Annotated in this window: 16 protein-coding genes; 12 read left to right on the top strand and 4 right to left on the bottom strand. The window is 66.2% G+C overall.

Features of this window, described 5'->3' with window-relative positions:
• Positions 1-301 precede the first annotated feature (301 nt).
• Entirely contained in the window at positions 302-949 is a 648-nt protein-coding gene (locus DQP56_RS01950; protein ID WP_112683300.1) for a TetR/AcrR family transcriptional regulator, read from the bottom strand.
• A gap of 174 nt (positions 950-1,123) precedes the next feature.
• The gene (locus DQP56_RS01945; RefSeq protein WP_112683340.1) at positions 1,124-1,660 is read right to left on the bottom strand and encodes a hotdog domain-containing protein; all 537 of its coding nucleotides are present in this window, start codon (positions 1,658-1,660) and stop codon (positions 1,124-1,126) included.
• A 433-nt stretch (positions 1,661-2,093) separates the two neighbouring features.
• On the opposite strand from DQP56_RS01945, the gene DQP56_RS01940 reads away from it, so the two are divergent.
• The 12 genes from DQP56_RS01940 (at position 2,094) to DQP56_RS01885 (ending at position 12,808) form a co-directional block, all read left to right on the top strand.
• Entirely contained in the window at positions 2,094-3,230 is a 1,137-nt protein-coding gene (locus tag DQP56_RS01940) for an amidohydrolase family protein (protein ID WP_112683299.1), read from the top strand.
• Positions 3,231-3,237: 7 nt separating this feature from the next.
• Positions 3,238-4,446 (top strand): thiolase C-terminal domain-containing protein, encoded by a 1,209-nt coding sequence (locus DQP56_RS01935; protein ID WP_112683298.1) that lies wholly within the window; start codon positions 3,238-3,240, stop codon positions 4,444-4,446.
• Positions 4,443-4,889, top strand: coding sequence for a Zn-ribbon domain-containing OB-fold protein (locus DQP56_RS01930; RefSeq protein ID WP_112683297.1), 447 nt, complete (start codon positions 4,443-4,445; stop codon positions 4,887-4,889). The genes DQP56_RS01935 and DQP56_RS01930 overlap by 4 nt, the downstream gene beginning before the upstream one ends.
• Before the next feature lie 12 nt (positions 4,890-4,901).
• The gene (locus DQP56_RS01925) at positions 4,902-5,126 is read left to right on the top strand and encodes a hypothetical protein (RefSeq protein WP_112683339.1); all 225 of its coding nucleotides are present in this window, start codon (positions 4,902-4,904) and stop codon (positions 5,124-5,126) included.
• A 5-nt stretch (positions 5,127-5,131) separates the two neighbouring features.
• Complete coding sequence (locus DQP56_RS01920) at positions 5,132-5,947, top strand: mycofactocin-coupled SDR family oxidoreductase (RefSeq protein ID WP_112683296.1); 816 nt, start codon at positions 5,132-5,134, stop codon at positions 5,945-5,947.
• 64 nt (positions 5,948-6,011) lie between these two features.
• Positions 6,012-7,433, top strand: coding sequence for an aldehyde dehydrogenase family protein (locus DQP56_RS01915; protein ID WP_234825456.1), 1,422 nt, complete (start codon positions 6,012-6,014; stop codon positions 7,431-7,433).
• A 2-nt stretch (positions 7,434-7,435) separates the two neighbouring features.
• The gene (locus tag DQP56_RS01910; RefSeq protein WP_353617086.1) at positions 7,436-7,879 is read left to right on the top strand and encodes a VOC family protein; all 444 of its coding nucleotides are present in this window, start codon (positions 7,436-7,438) and stop codon (positions 7,877-7,879) included.
• 278 nt (positions 7,880-8,157) lie between these two features.
• Complete coding sequence (locus DQP56_RS01905; RefSeq protein WP_112683294.1) at positions 8,158-9,003, top strand: NAD(P)-dependent oxidoreductase; 846 nt, start codon at positions 8,158-8,160, stop codon at positions 9,001-9,003.
• The gene (locus DQP56_RS01900) at positions 9,000-9,821 is read left to right on the top strand and encodes a mycofactocin-coupled SDR family oxidoreductase (RefSeq protein WP_112683293.1); all 822 of its coding nucleotides are present in this window, start codon (positions 9,000-9,002) and stop codon (positions 9,819-9,821) included. Before DQP56_RS01905 ends, DQP56_RS01900 begins: the two co-directional genes overlap by 4 nt.
• Before the next feature lie 131 nt (positions 9,822-9,952).
• The gene (locus DQP56_RS01895) at positions 9,953-11,041 is read left to right on the top strand and encodes a Gfo/Idh/MocA family protein (protein ID WP_112683292.1); all 1,089 of its coding nucleotides are present in this window, start codon (positions 9,953-9,955) and stop codon (positions 11,039-11,041) included.
• A gap of 141 nt (positions 11,042-11,182) precedes the next feature.
• Positions 11,183-11,758 carry a TetR/AcrR family transcriptional regulator gene (locus DQP56_RS01890; protein ID WP_234825455.1) on the top strand — a complete coding sequence of 192 codons (576 nt, stop codon included), beginning with the start codon at positions 11,183-11,185 and terminating at the stop codon, positions 11,756-11,758.
• Positions 11,759-11,980: 222 nt separating this feature from the next.
• Positions 11,981-12,808, top strand: a complete 828-nt coding sequence (locus tag DQP56_RS01885; protein ID WP_165824859.1) for an alpha/beta fold hydrolase — start codon at positions 11,981-11,983, stop codon at positions 12,806-12,808.
• Between the two features lies 1 nt (position 12,809).
• Here DQP56_RS01885 and DQP56_RS01880 read toward each other — a convergent pair whose 3' ends face one another.
• Together DQP56_RS01880 and DQP56_RS01875 are read right to left on the bottom strand one after the other, a co-directional pair.
• Complete coding sequence (locus DQP56_RS01880; RefSeq protein ID WP_112683290.1) at positions 12,810-13,940, bottom strand: Zn-dependent alcohol dehydrogenase; 1,131 nt, start codon at positions 13,938-13,940, stop codon at positions 12,810-12,812.
• A gap of 18 nt (positions 13,941-13,958) precedes the next feature.
• Positions 13,959-15,422 carry an aldehyde dehydrogenase gene (locus DQP56_RS01875; RefSeq protein WP_112683289.1) on the bottom strand — a complete coding sequence of 488 codons (1,464 nt, stop codon included), beginning with the start codon at positions 15,420-15,422 and terminating at the stop codon, positions 13,959-13,961.
• Between the last annotated feature and the right edge of the window lie 11 nt (positions 15,423-15,433).

Genomic DNA, 15,433 nt, shown 5'->3' with positions numbered 1-15,433 from the left:
CGCTTCACCGAGTAGCCGGAGGCGAGATGCGCGCCCGGGGATGTCTCGAGGCCGTCCATCTAGATCCTCTCGTCGAGTGTCCGTCGCCCGCTGAAGGGAGCCGACGGACCAAGGGTGGGTAGCCGTCCGAGGACGGTATTGGCTGAAACTCCCATACGTGGTCGGGAACGCCATTCCCGATCACGTCCGACAATAGCTCCCAGAGCGCTCGAATTCCAGCCATTGGAGTGTCGGCGACACTTCGGGTGGCTGGCGTCGGCGCATCCCGGCGACGTCGCCGTCGTTCTGGAATGCCAAACACCTAGGCGACGGGCGCGGACCTCGACGTCGACGGAGACTCGGATTTTCGGTAGTGCGCGGGTGCAGCCAGGCCGGCCAGTACGAGCCGCACCACCGCGTCGCGGACTTCACCGAAGTCCTTGTCGAGGTGACCGCGGATGCGCGCCTCGACATGACGCACAGCGACGGCGTGGATTGCGAAGGCGTCGAGTTCGGGTCGGGCGCCGGGCAGAGAGCCGTCGGCCAGGCCGGCGGCAAGTGCCTCGGCCAGCGGTTCGCGGTGGCGGGCGTAGGTGGCCTCCAGTGCCGCGGCGATACCGGGCGCGCCGGTGACCTCGGAAGACAGAAACGCCAGCGCGTCGCGGAATCTCGCTTCGTCCCATCCGATGCTCAGGTATTCGTCGATCCAAGCGGCCACGGCTGCCGGCGGGCTCACCGCCGTGTCCACCGCCTGGCGCACGCCGGACAGGATCAGTTCGCCGGCCCAGTCCTGCATTGCGATGATCAGGTCGTCCTTCGACGCGAAGTGCCGATAGAAGGTGCGTCTGTTCACCCGCGCGCTCCGAAGGATGTTCTCGATCGACGTGGTCGAACTCGCGTCGCGGCCGATCAGTCGGTACGCCGCCCGCACGATCGCATCCCGTTCAGATTGGCGTCCGTCACCCGTCATGCCGTGCTCCGATGGTAGGAATATTGCCTCCCAAAATTAGCACGCAGGCTATTAGGGAACGATATTCCCACTTTCCGTGTGATGGACGTTATCCGTAAAACACCGCGGCCGACCCGGACCGGTCGCTCGGTGCTGCCGGGTGAGGCTGCCGACATGCCCCGCCGCTGACGTGTCTCAAGGCTGATCGGGTCGCAGCTCGATGAACAACCCTTCGGCTTCGGCACACAGGACGTCGCCGTGGGTGATCTCGGCCCGCAGCACGCGTTTACGTCCCTGCTCGCTGACGAACCACCCCCGCACCGCCAGGTCCTGCTCGATGGGCGTGATTGAGCGATAGTCGGTGTGCAGGTACGCCGTTCGTGCCGGAGCCCGGTCTCCGGAGCTGGCTAGTTGGCCCAGCACCTCATCGAAGAGCAACGGGATGGCACCACCGTGTACCGCGCCACCGCCGCCAAGAAAGTAGCGACCGAATCTGACGGTGCCCTGCACGCTGTCGCGATCGCCGGATATGGGAACGAACGGGGGTGCCATGGTTTGTCCGCGGCCTGGCAGATCCAGGCGCCGGGCGAAGAGTTGCCGACCTTCCGGTACCGCGGCGTCGATCAGCCGGCCGGTCCACGCTCGCAGGTCGTGTTCCAGCTCCGTCGACGCCGCAATGGTCGGGGCGGCTGCAGCGACGGCGTCAAGGAATTCCCGAAGCGCGGCGATCATCTCCCCGTACTCAGTTCCTCCGCCCGGATTGCGCAGGTTGGGCCCGTGCCAGGATCGGATCTGCGGAAAGCCGCCCCGCATCGGGGCTTCATCGGTCACCGCGTGCTCCACAACATCATTGCCTCAGAGTAATGCATTCATATTAATTACGGGCGCCGCGCCGGACTGGGGCACGCGGACGCGGCTGGGCCTTCTGCGCGCGCAGATGTCCGCATGCGTCAGCTTGAATTAAATAGCGGCGATCCAGCTCGGGTGCGGCACCAGGTAGCGGCGGTCGCATCAACGTCAACCTCGCGCACTGGGCCGCCTCCGCTGCGGTCGCGCCCTACGGGGCCAATCGACAAGAAAAGACTAATGATTCATCATTAAAAATGCTGGACTTCCTTCGGCGAAACTGGCATCATCAGCCGAGTACCCGCCCCATGGAGGAGCAATGAGCATGATCTGGACGAACTCGGGTGACTCCCATTTCCTGGAGCCCGACGATCTGTGGCAGTCGCGGCTGCCCAAGCGACTGGCGGAGCTGACACCACGCGCGGAGAAGGATCCTGACGGCGAATACGAGACGGTATGGGTGGACGGGCAGATCTTCCGGCGGAAGTTGCCGTCGTCGGCGATGGTGGCGTTCATCGAAGAGAGCATGAAGCCGCAGGGTGTCCGGGACGCCAAAGCCCGGCTGGGCGACCTGGACAAGGAGGGCGTGTGGGGTGAGGTGATCTTCCCGTCGCTGGGCATGTGGGGATCAACCTTCCGCACACCGGAGTTGCTCAAGGCGTGCATGCGGGCCAGCAATGAGTGGGCCCTGGAGGACATCGTCGCGGTGTCGCCGCGATACGTCGTGACGGCGCAAGTGTCCACGCTGGTGGTCGAGGATGCGATCGAGGAGTTGCACTGGGCGGCAGGCAAGGGCTTCAAGGCGGTCTTCCTTCCCACCACACCGCATCCGAGTGCGCCTGACTGGCACCGTGACGAGTGGGAACCGTTCTGGGCGGCGGCCGAGGAGGCCGGCATCGTGATTGCCTTCCACATCGGCACCGACCCGGTCGATATGACTGTCGGTGGCGCCTCCGGCGGGGCGGGCATGGTCTATCGCGGCCCGGGCGGTGCGATTATGAACTACGCCGAGACGACGTTCTCCGGTCAGCGGGCGGCGATGAAGATGGTGGCGTCTGGCGCCCTGGACCGTCATCCGAATCTGAAGGTACTGATCTCCGAGGGGGGCGCGACGTGGGTTCCGTTCCTCGGTGACCGCCTGCTGGAGGGCTACCGTCAACACCATATGGCGGTGCGGCCCAAGCTCACTCGCAGTCCCAAGGAGATCCTGTACAGCCAGGTGTATGCATCGTTCCAGCACGACGAGACTGCGGTGGCCGCTTTCGATCACATGGGGTACCGCAACGTCATGTTCGGCAGCGACTACCCGCACATGGAAGGCACGTTCGGTCACACCCAGGACACACTCAAGGGGCTCTTCGACGGCGTCAGTGACCAGACCCGGCTACGAATCACCCAGGGCGCGTTCTATGAGCTCTTCCCCGACGTGCCGCCGATCCCGGCCGAATTCGGCTGAGCCGCGCGTGACTACAACTTCGGCGCATTCTGGCTTGCGCGACGTCGCGATCGTCGGTATCGGTGCGACGCCGTACTACAAGCGCGGTGACTCGCTGCCCAAGAGCATCACCGAGCTTGCGGGCGAGGCCATTCTGGCGGCGTGCGAGGACGCCGGCCTGCCGGTCACCGACATCGACGGCTTCGCCTACTACTCGGGTGCCAGCGCGGGTTACACCGAGAAGATGGACACCGCGGACTTCATGGAAACCCTGGGGATTCCGGAAGTGCGTTTTACCGCGGCGCTGACCTCCGGGGGCGGGGGCTCGGCCGGTGCGATCGGTTTGGCGCGCGCGGCCATTGTGGCCGGCGATGCCTCGGTGGTGGTGACCGTGATGGCGTTGCAGCAGTCCAAGCAGCGGCTGGGGTCGGTGTTCTCGGCGATGGAACCGGACCCGATCAATTCGTTCCTGCAACCGTCCGGCCTGTTCGGGCCGGGCCAGCTGATGTCTGTGCTGGCACGCCGTCACATGCACCTCTACGGGACGCGGCGTGAGGCGTTCGCGGAAATCGCGCTGTCCACCCGGGTCAACGCGGCCAACCGGCCCAAGGCGATGCACCCCGAACCGTTGACACTGGAGGACTACTTCGCGGCGCGGATGATCGCCGAACCGTTGTGCCTCTACGACTTCTGTCAGGAGACGGATGGGGCGGTGGCGGTGATCACCACGAGCGCCGATCGCGCCAAGGATCTTCGGCAGCCGGCGGTGCCGGTGGTGGCCGCGGCGCATGGCGGCGTCAAAGACTGGGGCAGGGCGTTCGCCTGGATGGGTATGCCGGACGAATATTTTGCGTCGTCAGGTAATAAGCCCATCGCCGACCGGCTCTACCGGCAGGCCGGCATCAGCGCCGCAGACATCGACGTGGCCCTGCTGTACGACCACTTCACGCCGATGGTGCTGATGCAGCTGGAGGACTACGGTTTCTGCGCCAAAGGAGAAGGTGGGGCGTTCGTGGAAAGCGGTGCCATCCGCTACGACGGTGGGTCCATTCCGGTCAACACCCACGGCGGTCAACTCTCGGAGGCCTACATCATCGGCATGACCCACATCATGGAAGGCGTCGAGCAAATGCGCGGGACGGCGATCAACCAGGTCGCCGACGCCGAACTGGCGCTGGTCACCGGCGGCCCCGCCAGCATTCCGGTCAGCGGACTGATCCTGGGGAGGGCGGCGTGAACACTCCGACCGCCACGTTGGCGACCACAATTCCCGGCGAACACGTCCGGATTGCGGTGAACAAGGACACCGAGCCCTTCTGGGCTGCCGCCAAGCAGAGACGTTTGGTGGCTCCGCAGTGCGGCGATTGCGGCACCTTCCGTCTGCCGCCCACACCGTTCTGCCCCCAGTGCCGGTCAAAGGTCGTGAATTGGATCGATCTCTCCGGTAAGGCAACGGTGTACAGCTTCGCGGTGGTGCACGGATTTCCCGGGATGCCCGATCTGACCTTGGTGGCGGCGGTGGTGGATCTGCCCGACGCGCCGGGCGCGCGGCTGGTGTCCAACGTCGTTGACATTGCCCCCGAAGAGGTGTCGATCGGCATGCGACTGCGGGTCGACTTCGCCTCGATCTCCGACGGCTGGATGCTGCCGATCTTTCGTGCCGAACCTGCGACCGCATGAGGAGTGTGCGACGTGTCCGATGACAGTGCACTGCATGAGAAGCCGTTGGAATTCTTTGCCGGCGTCGCCAACACCGGCGGGTCGTGCGACGGGCAGGCGATCCTGCCGGAGAACGGCCACTATCGGTGTACGTGCTCCTGCGACAACTGGGACATCGAAGTCGACGACCCGCAGGAAGGCCTGCGCCAAGCCCGAATTCACACCGCCAGTCTGACCGGTCACACGACAGGAAGCTGAACCAAATGTCGAAGCTCGACGGCAAGGTCGTCTTTATCACCGGCGCCGCCCGCGGTCAGGGTCGCGCGCACGCGGTCAGACTGGCCGCCGACGGCGCGGACATCATCGCGCTGGACATCTGCCGCGACATCGATTCCATCGACTATCCGAACGCGCGTCCGGAAGATCTCGACGAGACCGTGAAGCTCGTCGAGAAAGAAGGCAGGCGTATCGTCGCGCGCCAGGCCGACGTGCGCGACGCCGATGCGGTCGAGCAGGTCGTTGCCGACGGGCTCGCAGAGTTCGGTCGCCTCGACATCGTCATCGCCAACGCCGGGGTCGTGCGGCTGAGCCCAGATGGGGACCGTCGGCAGACGTTCCGCGACATCATCGATGTCAACCTGATCGGCGTGTGGAATACCGTCGAAGCCGTGACCCCCGCACTGATCGACGGTGGCCGCGGCGGATCGATCGTCATCACAAGTTCCAGCGCGGGCCTCAAGGGCACCGGAACCGACCGGGCGGGCGGGCAGGCCTACACCGCGTCCAAACGCGGTCTGGTCGGGCTGATGCAGGTGTGGGCCAACGAACTGGCCCAGTACTCCATTCGCGTCAACACCATCCATCCCACCGGGGTGGCGACCGGCATGGTGATGAACGAGACCATGGGCAAGCTGTTCGAAGCGGGCGACACCGCCGTCAGCGCGATGCAGAACGCGCTGCCCATCCCGATTCTGATGCCCGAAGACATCGCCGGCGCGGTGGCCTTCCTGGTCTCCGACGAAGCGAAATTCATCACCGGCACCGCCTGGCCGCTCGATGCCGGCTTCGCGGTGCGGTAACGGCCGGGAGAGGTTACGACGATGACCAGCGCAACAGTCGACATCGAGCGCCCTAGCAGTCGAATTGCGTATCGGCGCCGAACGTCTTACCACCGGATCCTGCGGTGTGTACCGGCACGTCGATCCCGCCACCGGTCGGCCGGATGCTGATGTTCCGCTCGCCGGGCCAGCGGAGATCGACCGGGCCGTGCAGGCGGCCCACGCCGCCTATCTGGAATGGCGACGTACTCGGCCCGCGGACCGGCGCCGGATGCTGACGCGACTGGCCGACCTCATCGAGGATCATGCAGCCGACTTCGCGCAGCTCGGCGCAATGGATAACGGCACGCCCGTCGGCGCCACGTCGGCGATGACTACGGTCGCCGTGGAATGGACTCGGTACTACGCGGGTTGGGCGGACAAGATCAGCAGCGAGGTCACCGCGTCCCTGCGCACCGACGGCGAGTTCAGCTACACGCTGGCTCAGCCGTGGGGGGTGATCGGTGCCATCATCACCTGGAACGGGCCGCTGATCTCGTTGGCGATGAAGGTGCCGGCCGCCCTGGCGGCCGGCAACACCGTCGTGATCAAGCCGTCCGAGCTGACCCCGTTCACGGCGGGGTTGTTCGTCGACCTGGCTGCCGAGGCCGGGATTCCCGACGGCGTCATCAATGTGGCAACCGGTGGCCCGGAGGCCGGTGCGGCCCTGGTGGAGCATCCGCTGGTGAAGAAGGTCAGTTTCACCGGTGGGCCCGCCACGGCCCGCAAGATCCTGCGTTCGTGTGCGGATCTGATCAAGCCCGCGGTGATGGAGCTTGGTGGCAAATCCGGCAACCTCGTGTTCGCCGACGCGGATCTCGACAACGCCTGCGGTGTCGGGACGATGTTCTCGGTCGGGGTGCTCAGCGGCCAGGGTTGTGCGCTGCCAACCCGGATGATCGTCGAGCGGCCGGTGTACGACGAGGTCATCGAGCGGGTGCGGACCATCGCCGGGTTCTTGAAGGTGGGCAATCCCTTTGAGCCAGAAACCGTCTCCGGGCCGGTCGTCAACCGGCAGGCCCTCGACCGGATCACCGGGATGATCGAGCGAGCCCAGCTCGACGGTGCGCGGCTGATCACCGGTGGCCAGCGCATCGGCGGTGATCTGTCGGACGGATTCTACTTGCAGCCCACCGTTTTCGCCGACGTCGACCCGTCCTCGGAACTGGCGCAGAACGAAGTCTTCGGACCGGTGCTGGCGATCATCCCGTTCGACGGCGACGATCAGGCCATTGACATCGCCAACAGCACGCCCTACGGACTGTCGGGATATGTCTTCACCACCGATCTGCGCCGTGCCCACCGGGTCGCCGAGGAACTGGAGACCGGAGAGGTGCTGATCAACGGCGCCGCCAACCTCGGGGCCACCCGCCCGTTCGGCGGGGTCGGGATCAGCGGCATGGGCAAGGAAGGCGGACGGCAGGGGCTCGAGGAGTTCCTCCAGATCAAGACCGTGAGCATGGCCTAGACGTGCTGGATGTTCTAGACCGCGTAAGTGCCTCGATCACCGTCCACGTGAGTGATCTCGGCGCCGCTATCAGCTGGTACACCGCAGTGTTCGGTGCGGGACCTGTTCACCGTGGTACGGACACCAGCCGGGAAGGTGTCAGCACGTCTTTCGCCACGTTCGTTCTCGCCGGGATGAAGGTTTTTCTCAGCGAGACCGATCTCGGCGACGAGGACTGCGGGCATCGGCACCACCCGCCGGTGCTGGTCTTCATGACCCGTCAGTCCCTGGCCGGCCTGCGTCGCGAACTTGAAAGTCGCGGTGCCCATTTCAGAGACCGCGAAGTCGTCGACGGCTTCCCGGTCGACTCGCACGGGGTGCGCGGCAGCCGGAATGCGGAATTCCTCTGGTTCTACGACCCCGACGGCAACAAGATGGAATTCTGCCGTGTCCTTGCGGGAGCGTGACGGCTGTCTTCGGCCTGCATTCGGACTGGACGACGCAGGGCCGCTGACTCGGCGGCGCCGCCACCATGGCGTTGTGTCGTGTCGCCACCCAGGCGTGCGCGTCCATCGGGGCGCGGGACTCATCGTCCCGGGTGCCGGCGACAGGGGGCGTCCCGGCGGATTTGGCGAAGCCTGACGTCATCATAGGTAACTAGGTTAGAGTCGATCCCGCTTAGCGGATCGCGAGCTGGCTCCCCACGGTGGTGCAAGTCCCAGCCGTCCATGCTTAGGAGAAGACAGTGACCAAGACAATCGGATTCATCGGAGCGGGCCAGCTCGGGGAGCCGATGGTCATGCGATTGCTGGGAGCCGGACACCACGTACTGGCCTACAGCCGCCGCCCCGAGGTCCGGGACCGGCTGACGGCCGGCGGTGCCGCATCGGCGGGATCGGTGGCCGAGTTGGCATCGGAGAGCGACATTCTGATCTCGTGTTTGTTCTCCGACGAGCAGCTGCGGGAAACCGGGCTGGGCCCCGACGGGTTCATCGCCAATGCGAAATCCGGTTCGGTCTTCGTCTCCCACACCACCGGCACCGTATCCACCCTGGAGGCGTTGCGGGACAGTTCGGCTGCGGCACCGGTCATCCTGGACGCACCGGTCAGCGGCACTGCGGAGAACATCGCCGCGGGCACATTGACCGTGCTGGTCGGTGGCCCGGACGATGCCGTCGCGACGGTGACGCCGGTGCTGGCCGCCTACGCAGATCCGGTCGTCGCCACCGGCGACCTGGGCAGTGCGTTGGCCATCAAGCTCATCAACAATCTGCTGTTCGCTGCCAACGCCCAGCTGCTCGCCGCGGCAACGCAATTAGGCGATGACCTGGGAGTGGATCCGGGTGCGTTGTTGTCGGCGCTTCAGGTGTGCAGCGCCCGAAGCGGTGCCGCCTCACATGCCGAACGTATCGGTGGGATAGACCGGTTCGCCGAACGGGCGGGACCGTTCCTGCGCAAGGACATCGCTGCCTGCAAGCAGGCCGCCGCCGAGGCCCACGTTGATCTGGGCCTGCTGGGCACCGTGGTGCGGACGGGCGCGCTTGCCCTGGACGACGGCGGTGATCCGGCAACCGGCGGGACATCGCGATGACGGGTCGGCTGGCGGGGAAGGCGGCGTTTATCACCGGGGCAGCGCGGGGGCAGGGCCGTGCCCACGCAGTGCGGATGGCCGAGGAAGGCGCCGATATCATCGCCGTCGACCTGGCCGGCCCGTTGCCCGATTCGGTACGCTACCCGTCCGCCACACCCGAGGACCTGGCGGAGACCGTGCGGGCCGTGCGAGCCGCAGGGGGCCGAATCACCACTGTCGCCGCGGACACCCGCGATCTGGACGCGCTGCGAGTCGCTGTCGACAAGGGAGTCGAGGCATACGGACGACTGGACGTCATTGTCGCCAACGCCGGTATCTGTATCCCGGCGCCGTGGAACGAGATCACCCCGGAGTCGTTCCGCGACATCATCGATGTGAACGTGACAGGCACCTGGAACACGGTGATGGCCGGCGCGCAGCGGATCATCGACGGCGGACGCGGCGGTTCGATCATCCTGATCAGTTCCTACGCGGGGGTGAAGGTGCAACCGTACATGGTGCACTACACCGCCAGTAAGCACGCGGTGACGGGCATGGCCCGGGCCTTCGCCGCGGAGCTGGGCAAGCACGACATCAGGGTCAACAGCGTGCATCCCGGCCCGGTCAACACCCCGATGGGCGGTGGCGAGATGATCGCTGCACTGTTCGCCGCGATCGAAACCAATCCCACGCTCAACGCGATGGGGACACCGTTTCTGCCGCAGTGGGCCGCTGAGCCGGAAGACGTGGCCGCCGCCGTGTGCTGGCTGGCCTCCGACGAGTCGCGTTATGTAACGGCCACCCGTCTGTCGGTCGACCAGGGCATGGCACAGTACTGAGCCTCTCGGCTCATGTCCGGTACAGCTTTCTTCGTTCTGTTGGTCGGCCCTGTCATGGGATCTAACATTTATGTCAGCTGCCGGCCGCGGAGCTACCTCGGCCGTCGATTCGCCAATATCAAGGAGGTCAGATGACCCTGCGGGTCGGTGTGGTGGGAGTGGGTTGGGGTGCGCACGTGCAGGTTCCGGGGTTCCGTGGTGCCGATGGCTTCGATCCGGTCGCCCTGTGCGCCCGCACGCCCGAGCGGCTGGGCCGTGTTGCGGCGAAACTGGGCATCGAGGACACCTGCACTGACTGGCGGTCCTTCGTGACCCGCGAAGACCTCGACGTCATTTCGGTGGCCACACCGACCATGCTGCACCGTGAGATGACGCTGGCCGCGCTGGACGCCGGCAAGGCGGTGCTCTGCGAGAAGCCGCTGGCGGGAGACCTTGAGGCTGCTCGCGAGATGGTGCGCGCCGCCAGGGCCTCGAACCGCCCCACCGCCTGTTGTTTTGAGAACCGATGGAACCCGGACTGGTTGGCCGTCGCCGACAAAGTCCGCTCCGGTTTCCTGGGTAAGCAGTACCTGGCCAGGGTCAGTCGCAGCGCGTCCTACTGGCATCCGACGCATCCACTCCAGGCCCGCTGGATGTATGACCGGGACCAGGGCGGCGGGTACCTCGCCGGAATGCTGGTGCACGACCTCGATTTCCTGTGCAGCGTGCTGGGCCGCCCGCACTCCGTCTGCGCGGAAGTTCGCACCAGCGAAGCGAGCCGCGAGCTGCCGGACGGCGAGACATTGCACGTCACCGCCGACGACACCGCCGCACTGTTGATGCGGATGGAAACCGGGTTGACCGCCATCCTGAGCGTGTCGGTGATGGGCGCGCACGCCGACCACTACCGCCTGGAATTATTCGGCGCCGACGGCACCATCATCGGCGACGGCGATCTGCGCTCCACCGGTTACCTGGCCGGCGCGGCCACAGCTGAGGGGCTGAGCCCGCTGGCCGTCGCCGAGCGCGAGCCGGCGCATCCGGAGCACCTGCCCAAGGGGCTGGCCGGACATGCCGCCCGGGCGATGGCGCTGATGCTTCAGGACTGGCTGCCGGCATTCGACGGTGCGCCGAGCGCAGCGGCGACCTTCGAGGACGGCCTGCTCAGCCTCGCCGTGATCGATGCCGCTCACCGGTCCGCCGCAGGCGGTGGCTGGGAGCCGGTGCACGCGACGGTGTGAGCCGGGTGCGTCGCGACCGGCGCTTCGGCCGATTTTGACGTCCAGTCTGAATGTCATTCACCTGCAAACGGTAGGCAATATACTGAGCCGGTGCCCAGAGGTCCACGGCCATCGGCGCCGGCCGCCAAAACGTCGCGCGCGGTGCGAGCCGAGGCCACCCGGGCCGCGCTGATCGTCGCGGCGCGGCGCCTGTTTGTGGAGAAGGGGTATTTCGAGACAGCCACTGAGGAGATCGTCGCCAGCTCCGGCGTCGGGACCCGTGGTGCGCTGTACCACCACTTCGGCGACAAGCGCGCCCTGTTTCAAGCCGTGTTCGAACAGGTGGAACAGGATCTGCTCGCCGCGGCCGCCGGTGCGGAGGAATCCGGTGATGCGCTGAGTCGGCTTCGTTCCGGGCTGCTGCGATTCCTCGACGCCTCGCTCACACCCGAGGTCCAGCGCATTGTGCTGATCGACGGCCCCGCGGTCCTGGGCTGGCAGACCTGGCGCGAACTCGAAGGGCGCTACGGTGTGGGCGCTATTCACGGGCTGCTCGAACGCGCAGTTCTAGAAGGCGCGCTACCGGCCCAGCCGCTGATCGTTCTCTCGCACGTGCTGCTGGCAGCCGTGGATGAGGCCGCCCTGGTGATCGCCAATTCCCGCGAACCGGCCGCTGCTCGCGAGCAAGGCGTCGCGGCGATTAGCCAGTTGCTCGCCGGGCTCGGTTCCCGCCACTGACGGAGCGTCTGTCACAGCCGACCGGGAATGTGCCCCGGTGTTGACACCCGATCCCAGGTGAACATACTCTTTGTATGTTAAATGCATACACTCGGTATGTGAAATCGTGTTGGCGGTGAACCACGGTGCGGTCGCTCCAACGCCGATCCGCGGCTCAGGTCTGAGCTGTCCGCGAGGCATCCCGGAGCTTCGAAAACCTGGTGCGAGTGAAGGAGACCTTTGATGACAACCGAGCTGGTTCGCGTGGATGGGGTGGACATCGCCTACGCCGACACCGGCGCCGGGCCCCCCGTCGTGTTCGTGCACGGCGTGTACGTGACCGGCGCCGTGTGGGATGACGTGGTGGCGGAACTGGGCGCCGACTTTCGGTGCGTGGTCCCGACTTGGCCATTGGGCGCACACAGCACGCCGACCGGTGACGCGGACCTCGGTGCCGCGGCGGCCGCCCGCCGGGTAGCCCACTTTCTCGACGCCCTGGATCTTCGCGATGTCACCGTGGTGGCCAATGACACCGGCGGCGGCCTGGTCCTGGCCGCGTTGGGCGACATCGCGCTCGACACGTCCCGTATCGGCCGCCTGGTGCTGACCAATTGTGATAGCTACGAACACTTTCCGCCCGGCTCGTTTGCCCAGATTGTGAAATTGTGCCGGGTCAGTTCGAGCATCGGCGGTGCCATCCTGCGGCTGCTGTCGACCGGCCCGGGCCAGCGCTTCTTCCTCAAAGCCGTGTGCCGCCACGCGCCCACACCGGCACGGCAGCGCGACATCTTCGGCGCGTTCGCGACCAGCGCGGCGGCCCGTCGTGACGCGGTGCGTGTGACGGCCTCGTTGGATCCTGCCTTGACGTTGCGCGCCGCGCCGGCCATCGAGGCCTTCGAGAAACCCGTCACCTTGGCGTGGGGGACCGACGACACCCTGTTCCCGCTCGATCACGCCCGCCGGTTACTGGAGGCGTTCCCGCACGCGACCCTGGACGAAATACCGGACAGTTCCGCGTTCGTCATGCTCGACGCCCCACGCGAACTCGCTGCAGCGATCCGCAATTCGTGAGTCAACGCAAGCCCTCGGCCGCCGGATAGGTCAACACCCCGCGGATGTTGGCGCCGGCGTGCATATCGGCGTACCCGTCGTTGACCTTCTCCAGCGGATAGGTCCGGGTCACCATCGACTCTAGGTCGACCTGGCCGGCGCTGTGCAGCTCGAGAATCTTCGGAATGTCGGCCCGCGGGTTGCCGGACCCGTACAGCGTCCCGATGATCTGTTTCTCGGTCAGGGTCAGATCCATCAGGTTTGCTCTGATCTCGCGCTCGAGCATCGGATGGATATTGGTGATCACCAGTCGTCCGCGCTTGGCCGTCATCGCCAGTGCCTGGCCCACCAGCTGGCCGTCGCCGACACCCATCGCGCAGATGAACTTGTCCGCACCACGATTCCAGGTCGCCTCGGCGACAACGTCTTTCGCCTGACCCCAATCAGCGGCGGTGTGGGTCGCACCCATCTTGATGGCTTCGGCCCGCTTGTACTCCGACGGGTCGATCACCGTGATCGTGCGGGCCCCGGCCAACCGGGCTCCCTGCACCGCGGCGGCACCGATCCCGCCGACGCCGGCGACGACCACGGTGTCACCCGGCCGGACATCGGCGGCATACACCGCTGAACCCCATCCGGTGATGAAGCCACAGCCCAGCAGGCACGCCAGGTCCAGCCGATGATGGTGTGGGATCTTCACACAGCTGGCCTCGTGGACCACGGTGTGATGCGCGAATGATCCGACACCGCACGCCAGCGCCAGATCCTGGCCCTTCGCCCGGTGTCGGGCGGTCTCGTCGTAAATCTGCATGCCCGAATAGATCTTGGCGCCCAGGTCGCAGAGGCTCTGGTGGCCTGTCGAACAGGACCGACACCTGCCGCACGATGGGATGAAGCTGAACACCACATGGTCACCGGGGGCCAGCCAGGACACGTGCTCGCCGACCGCCTTGACCACGCCAGCTCCCTCATGGCCGCCGATGCATGGCAGCCGGATAGGCATATCGCCGGTGACGAGGTGATCGTCGGAGTGGCACATGCCCGAAGCGTGCAATTCGACCAGCACTTCCGGTGGCTTGGGTGCATCGAGTTCGATGGTCTCGATGGACCACGGGCTGTTGCGTTCCCACAACACCGCTGCCTGGGTCTCCATTGAAGTGTTCCTTCCGAACTAGCGAATGATGGCTTGGTATTCGACGAACCCGGCGATGCCCTCCGGTCCGCCTTCGCGGCCGATGCCGGACTCCTTGAAGCCGCCGAAGGGGCTGCCGAAGTCCAGGACGGCCGTCGAGTTGACCGCGACCGAACCGGCCCGCAACTGTGCTGCCACCGTTGCCGCGCGGTCGTCGTCGGCTGACCATACGGCCCCGACCAGGCCGTAGCGCGAGTCGTTGGCGATGTTCACCGCAGCGGAGTCGCCTTGCGAGTCGTCGTAGGCGATCAGCACCGCCACCGGTCCGAACACTTCCTCGCGAGCGATCTCCATGGCGTTGCTGGCGGCCACCAGTGCGGGTCTGACGAACCACCCACGGCCAGCAGGGCGTTTTCCGCCGGTCAAGATGGTGGCGCCCTCGGCGTCTGCCCGCTGTAGGAAACCTTCGACCCGATCACGGGCGACCTCGTTGATCAGCGGACCGATATCGGTGGTTCGATCGGCCGGATCGCCGACCGTGAGTTTTTCCACCGCGGCGGTGAGTGCGGAGCAGAACTCGTCATAGCGGCTGCGCGGCAGCAGGATTCGTGTCAGCGCTGCGCACAGCTGGCCGTTGTTGCCCATCACGCCGCCGACCAGCCCGCTCACCGTCGATTCCAGCGGCGCGTCGAGCAGCACGATCGCCGCCGACTTGCCGCCCAGCTCGGTGCTGCAGCGGCGGATCTGCGACCCGCAGGCGGCAGCAATCTGCGCGCCCACCACAGTGGAGCCGGTGAAACTGACCTTGTCGACGTCGGGATGCGATGTCAGCGCCTGTCCGGTCGCCGCCGCGCCGTTGACGATGTTGATCACGCCGTCGGGCAGACCGGCTTCTTCGATCACTTCGGTGAGGAGACCGATGCTCAGCGGTGCGTCGGGTGCCGGCTTGAGCACCACGCTGCAGCCGGCCGCCAGCGCCGGCCCGAGTTTCAGCGCCGCGATGAACAGTGGCGTGTTCCACGGGATGATCGCGCCCACCACGCCGACGGGCAGCTGCCGGACAGTCACCCTTCCGCCGGCCAGCGACGGTCGGGTGGATTCGAACGGGTAGTCCGGTGTGATCGCGGCGTACGCCCGTAGCACCCCGACGGCGGTGAGCACCTGACCGAAGGTGCTCCAGGACCGTGGCGAGCCGATTTCGGCTGTGGTCAGATCGGCGAGGACACCCTTGCGGGCGGCCAGCCCGTCGGCCAACCGGCCCAGGGCGGCGGCTCGGTCCGCCGGCGAAGTGTCACACCACGGTGACGAGGTCAAGGCAGCACGCGCCGCTGCGACCGCGGCATCGACCTCGGCGGAGCCGGCGATGCCCACCGTGCCCAACAGCTCATCCGTCGCCGGAGACCGCACCGCGATCTTCTCGTCATCGTTGCCAGCGGCCCATTTTCCTGCGACGTAGCTCGCCGCCAACTCGTACATATCGGGTGATTCTGGCAGTAATGTCATCTTTCTTCAAG

Origin of the sequence: Mycolicibacter senuensis, assembly GCF_003284925.1 — a bacterium.
Lineage (GTDB): Bacteria > Actinomycetota > Actinomycetes > Mycobacteriales > Mycobacteriaceae > Mycobacterium > Mycobacterium algericum_A.
The sequence above is the reverse complement of the archived record's forward strand: the minus strand, read 5'-3'. Positions and strand labels throughout refer to the sequence as shown.

Excerpts from the sequence above, each read along its gene's own strand:
- DQP56_RS01950 (WP_112683300.1), bottom strand. The coding sequence starts at position 949 with ATGACGGGTGACGGACGCCAATCTGAACGGGATGCGATCGTGCGGGCG.
- DQP56_RS01945 (WP_112683340.1), bottom strand. The coding sequence starts at position 1,660 with ATGATCGCCGCGCTTCGGGAATTCCTTGACGCCGTCGCTGCAGCCGCC.
- DQP56_RS01940 (WP_112683299.1), top strand. The coding sequence starts at position 2,094 with ATGAGCATGATCTGGACGAACTCGGGTGACTCCCATTTCCTGGAGCCC.
- DQP56_RS01920 (WP_112683296.1), top strand. The coding sequence starts at position 5,132 with ATGTCGAAGCTCGACGGCAAGGTCGTCTTTATCACCGGCGCCGCCCGC.
- DQP56_RS01900 (WP_112683293.1), top strand. The coding sequence starts at position 9,000 with ATGACGGGTCGGCTGGCGGGGAAGGCGGCGTTTATCACCGGGGCAGCG.
- DQP56_RS01895 (WP_112683292.1), top strand. The coding sequence starts at position 9,953 with ATGACCCTGCGGGTCGGTGTGGTGGGAGTGGGTTGGGGTGCGCACGTG.
- DQP56_RS01885 (WP_165824859.1), top strand. The coding sequence starts at position 11,981 with ATGACAACCGAGCTGGTTCGCGTGGATGGGGTGGACATCGCCTACGCC.
- DQP56_RS01880 (WP_112683290.1), bottom strand. The coding sequence starts at position 13,940 with ATGGAGACCCAGGCAGCGGTGTTGTGGGAACGCAACAGCCCGTGGTCC.
- DQP56_RS01875 (WP_112683289.1), bottom strand. The coding sequence starts at position 15,422 with ATGACATTACTGCCAGAATCACCCGATATGTACGAGTTGGCGGCGAGC.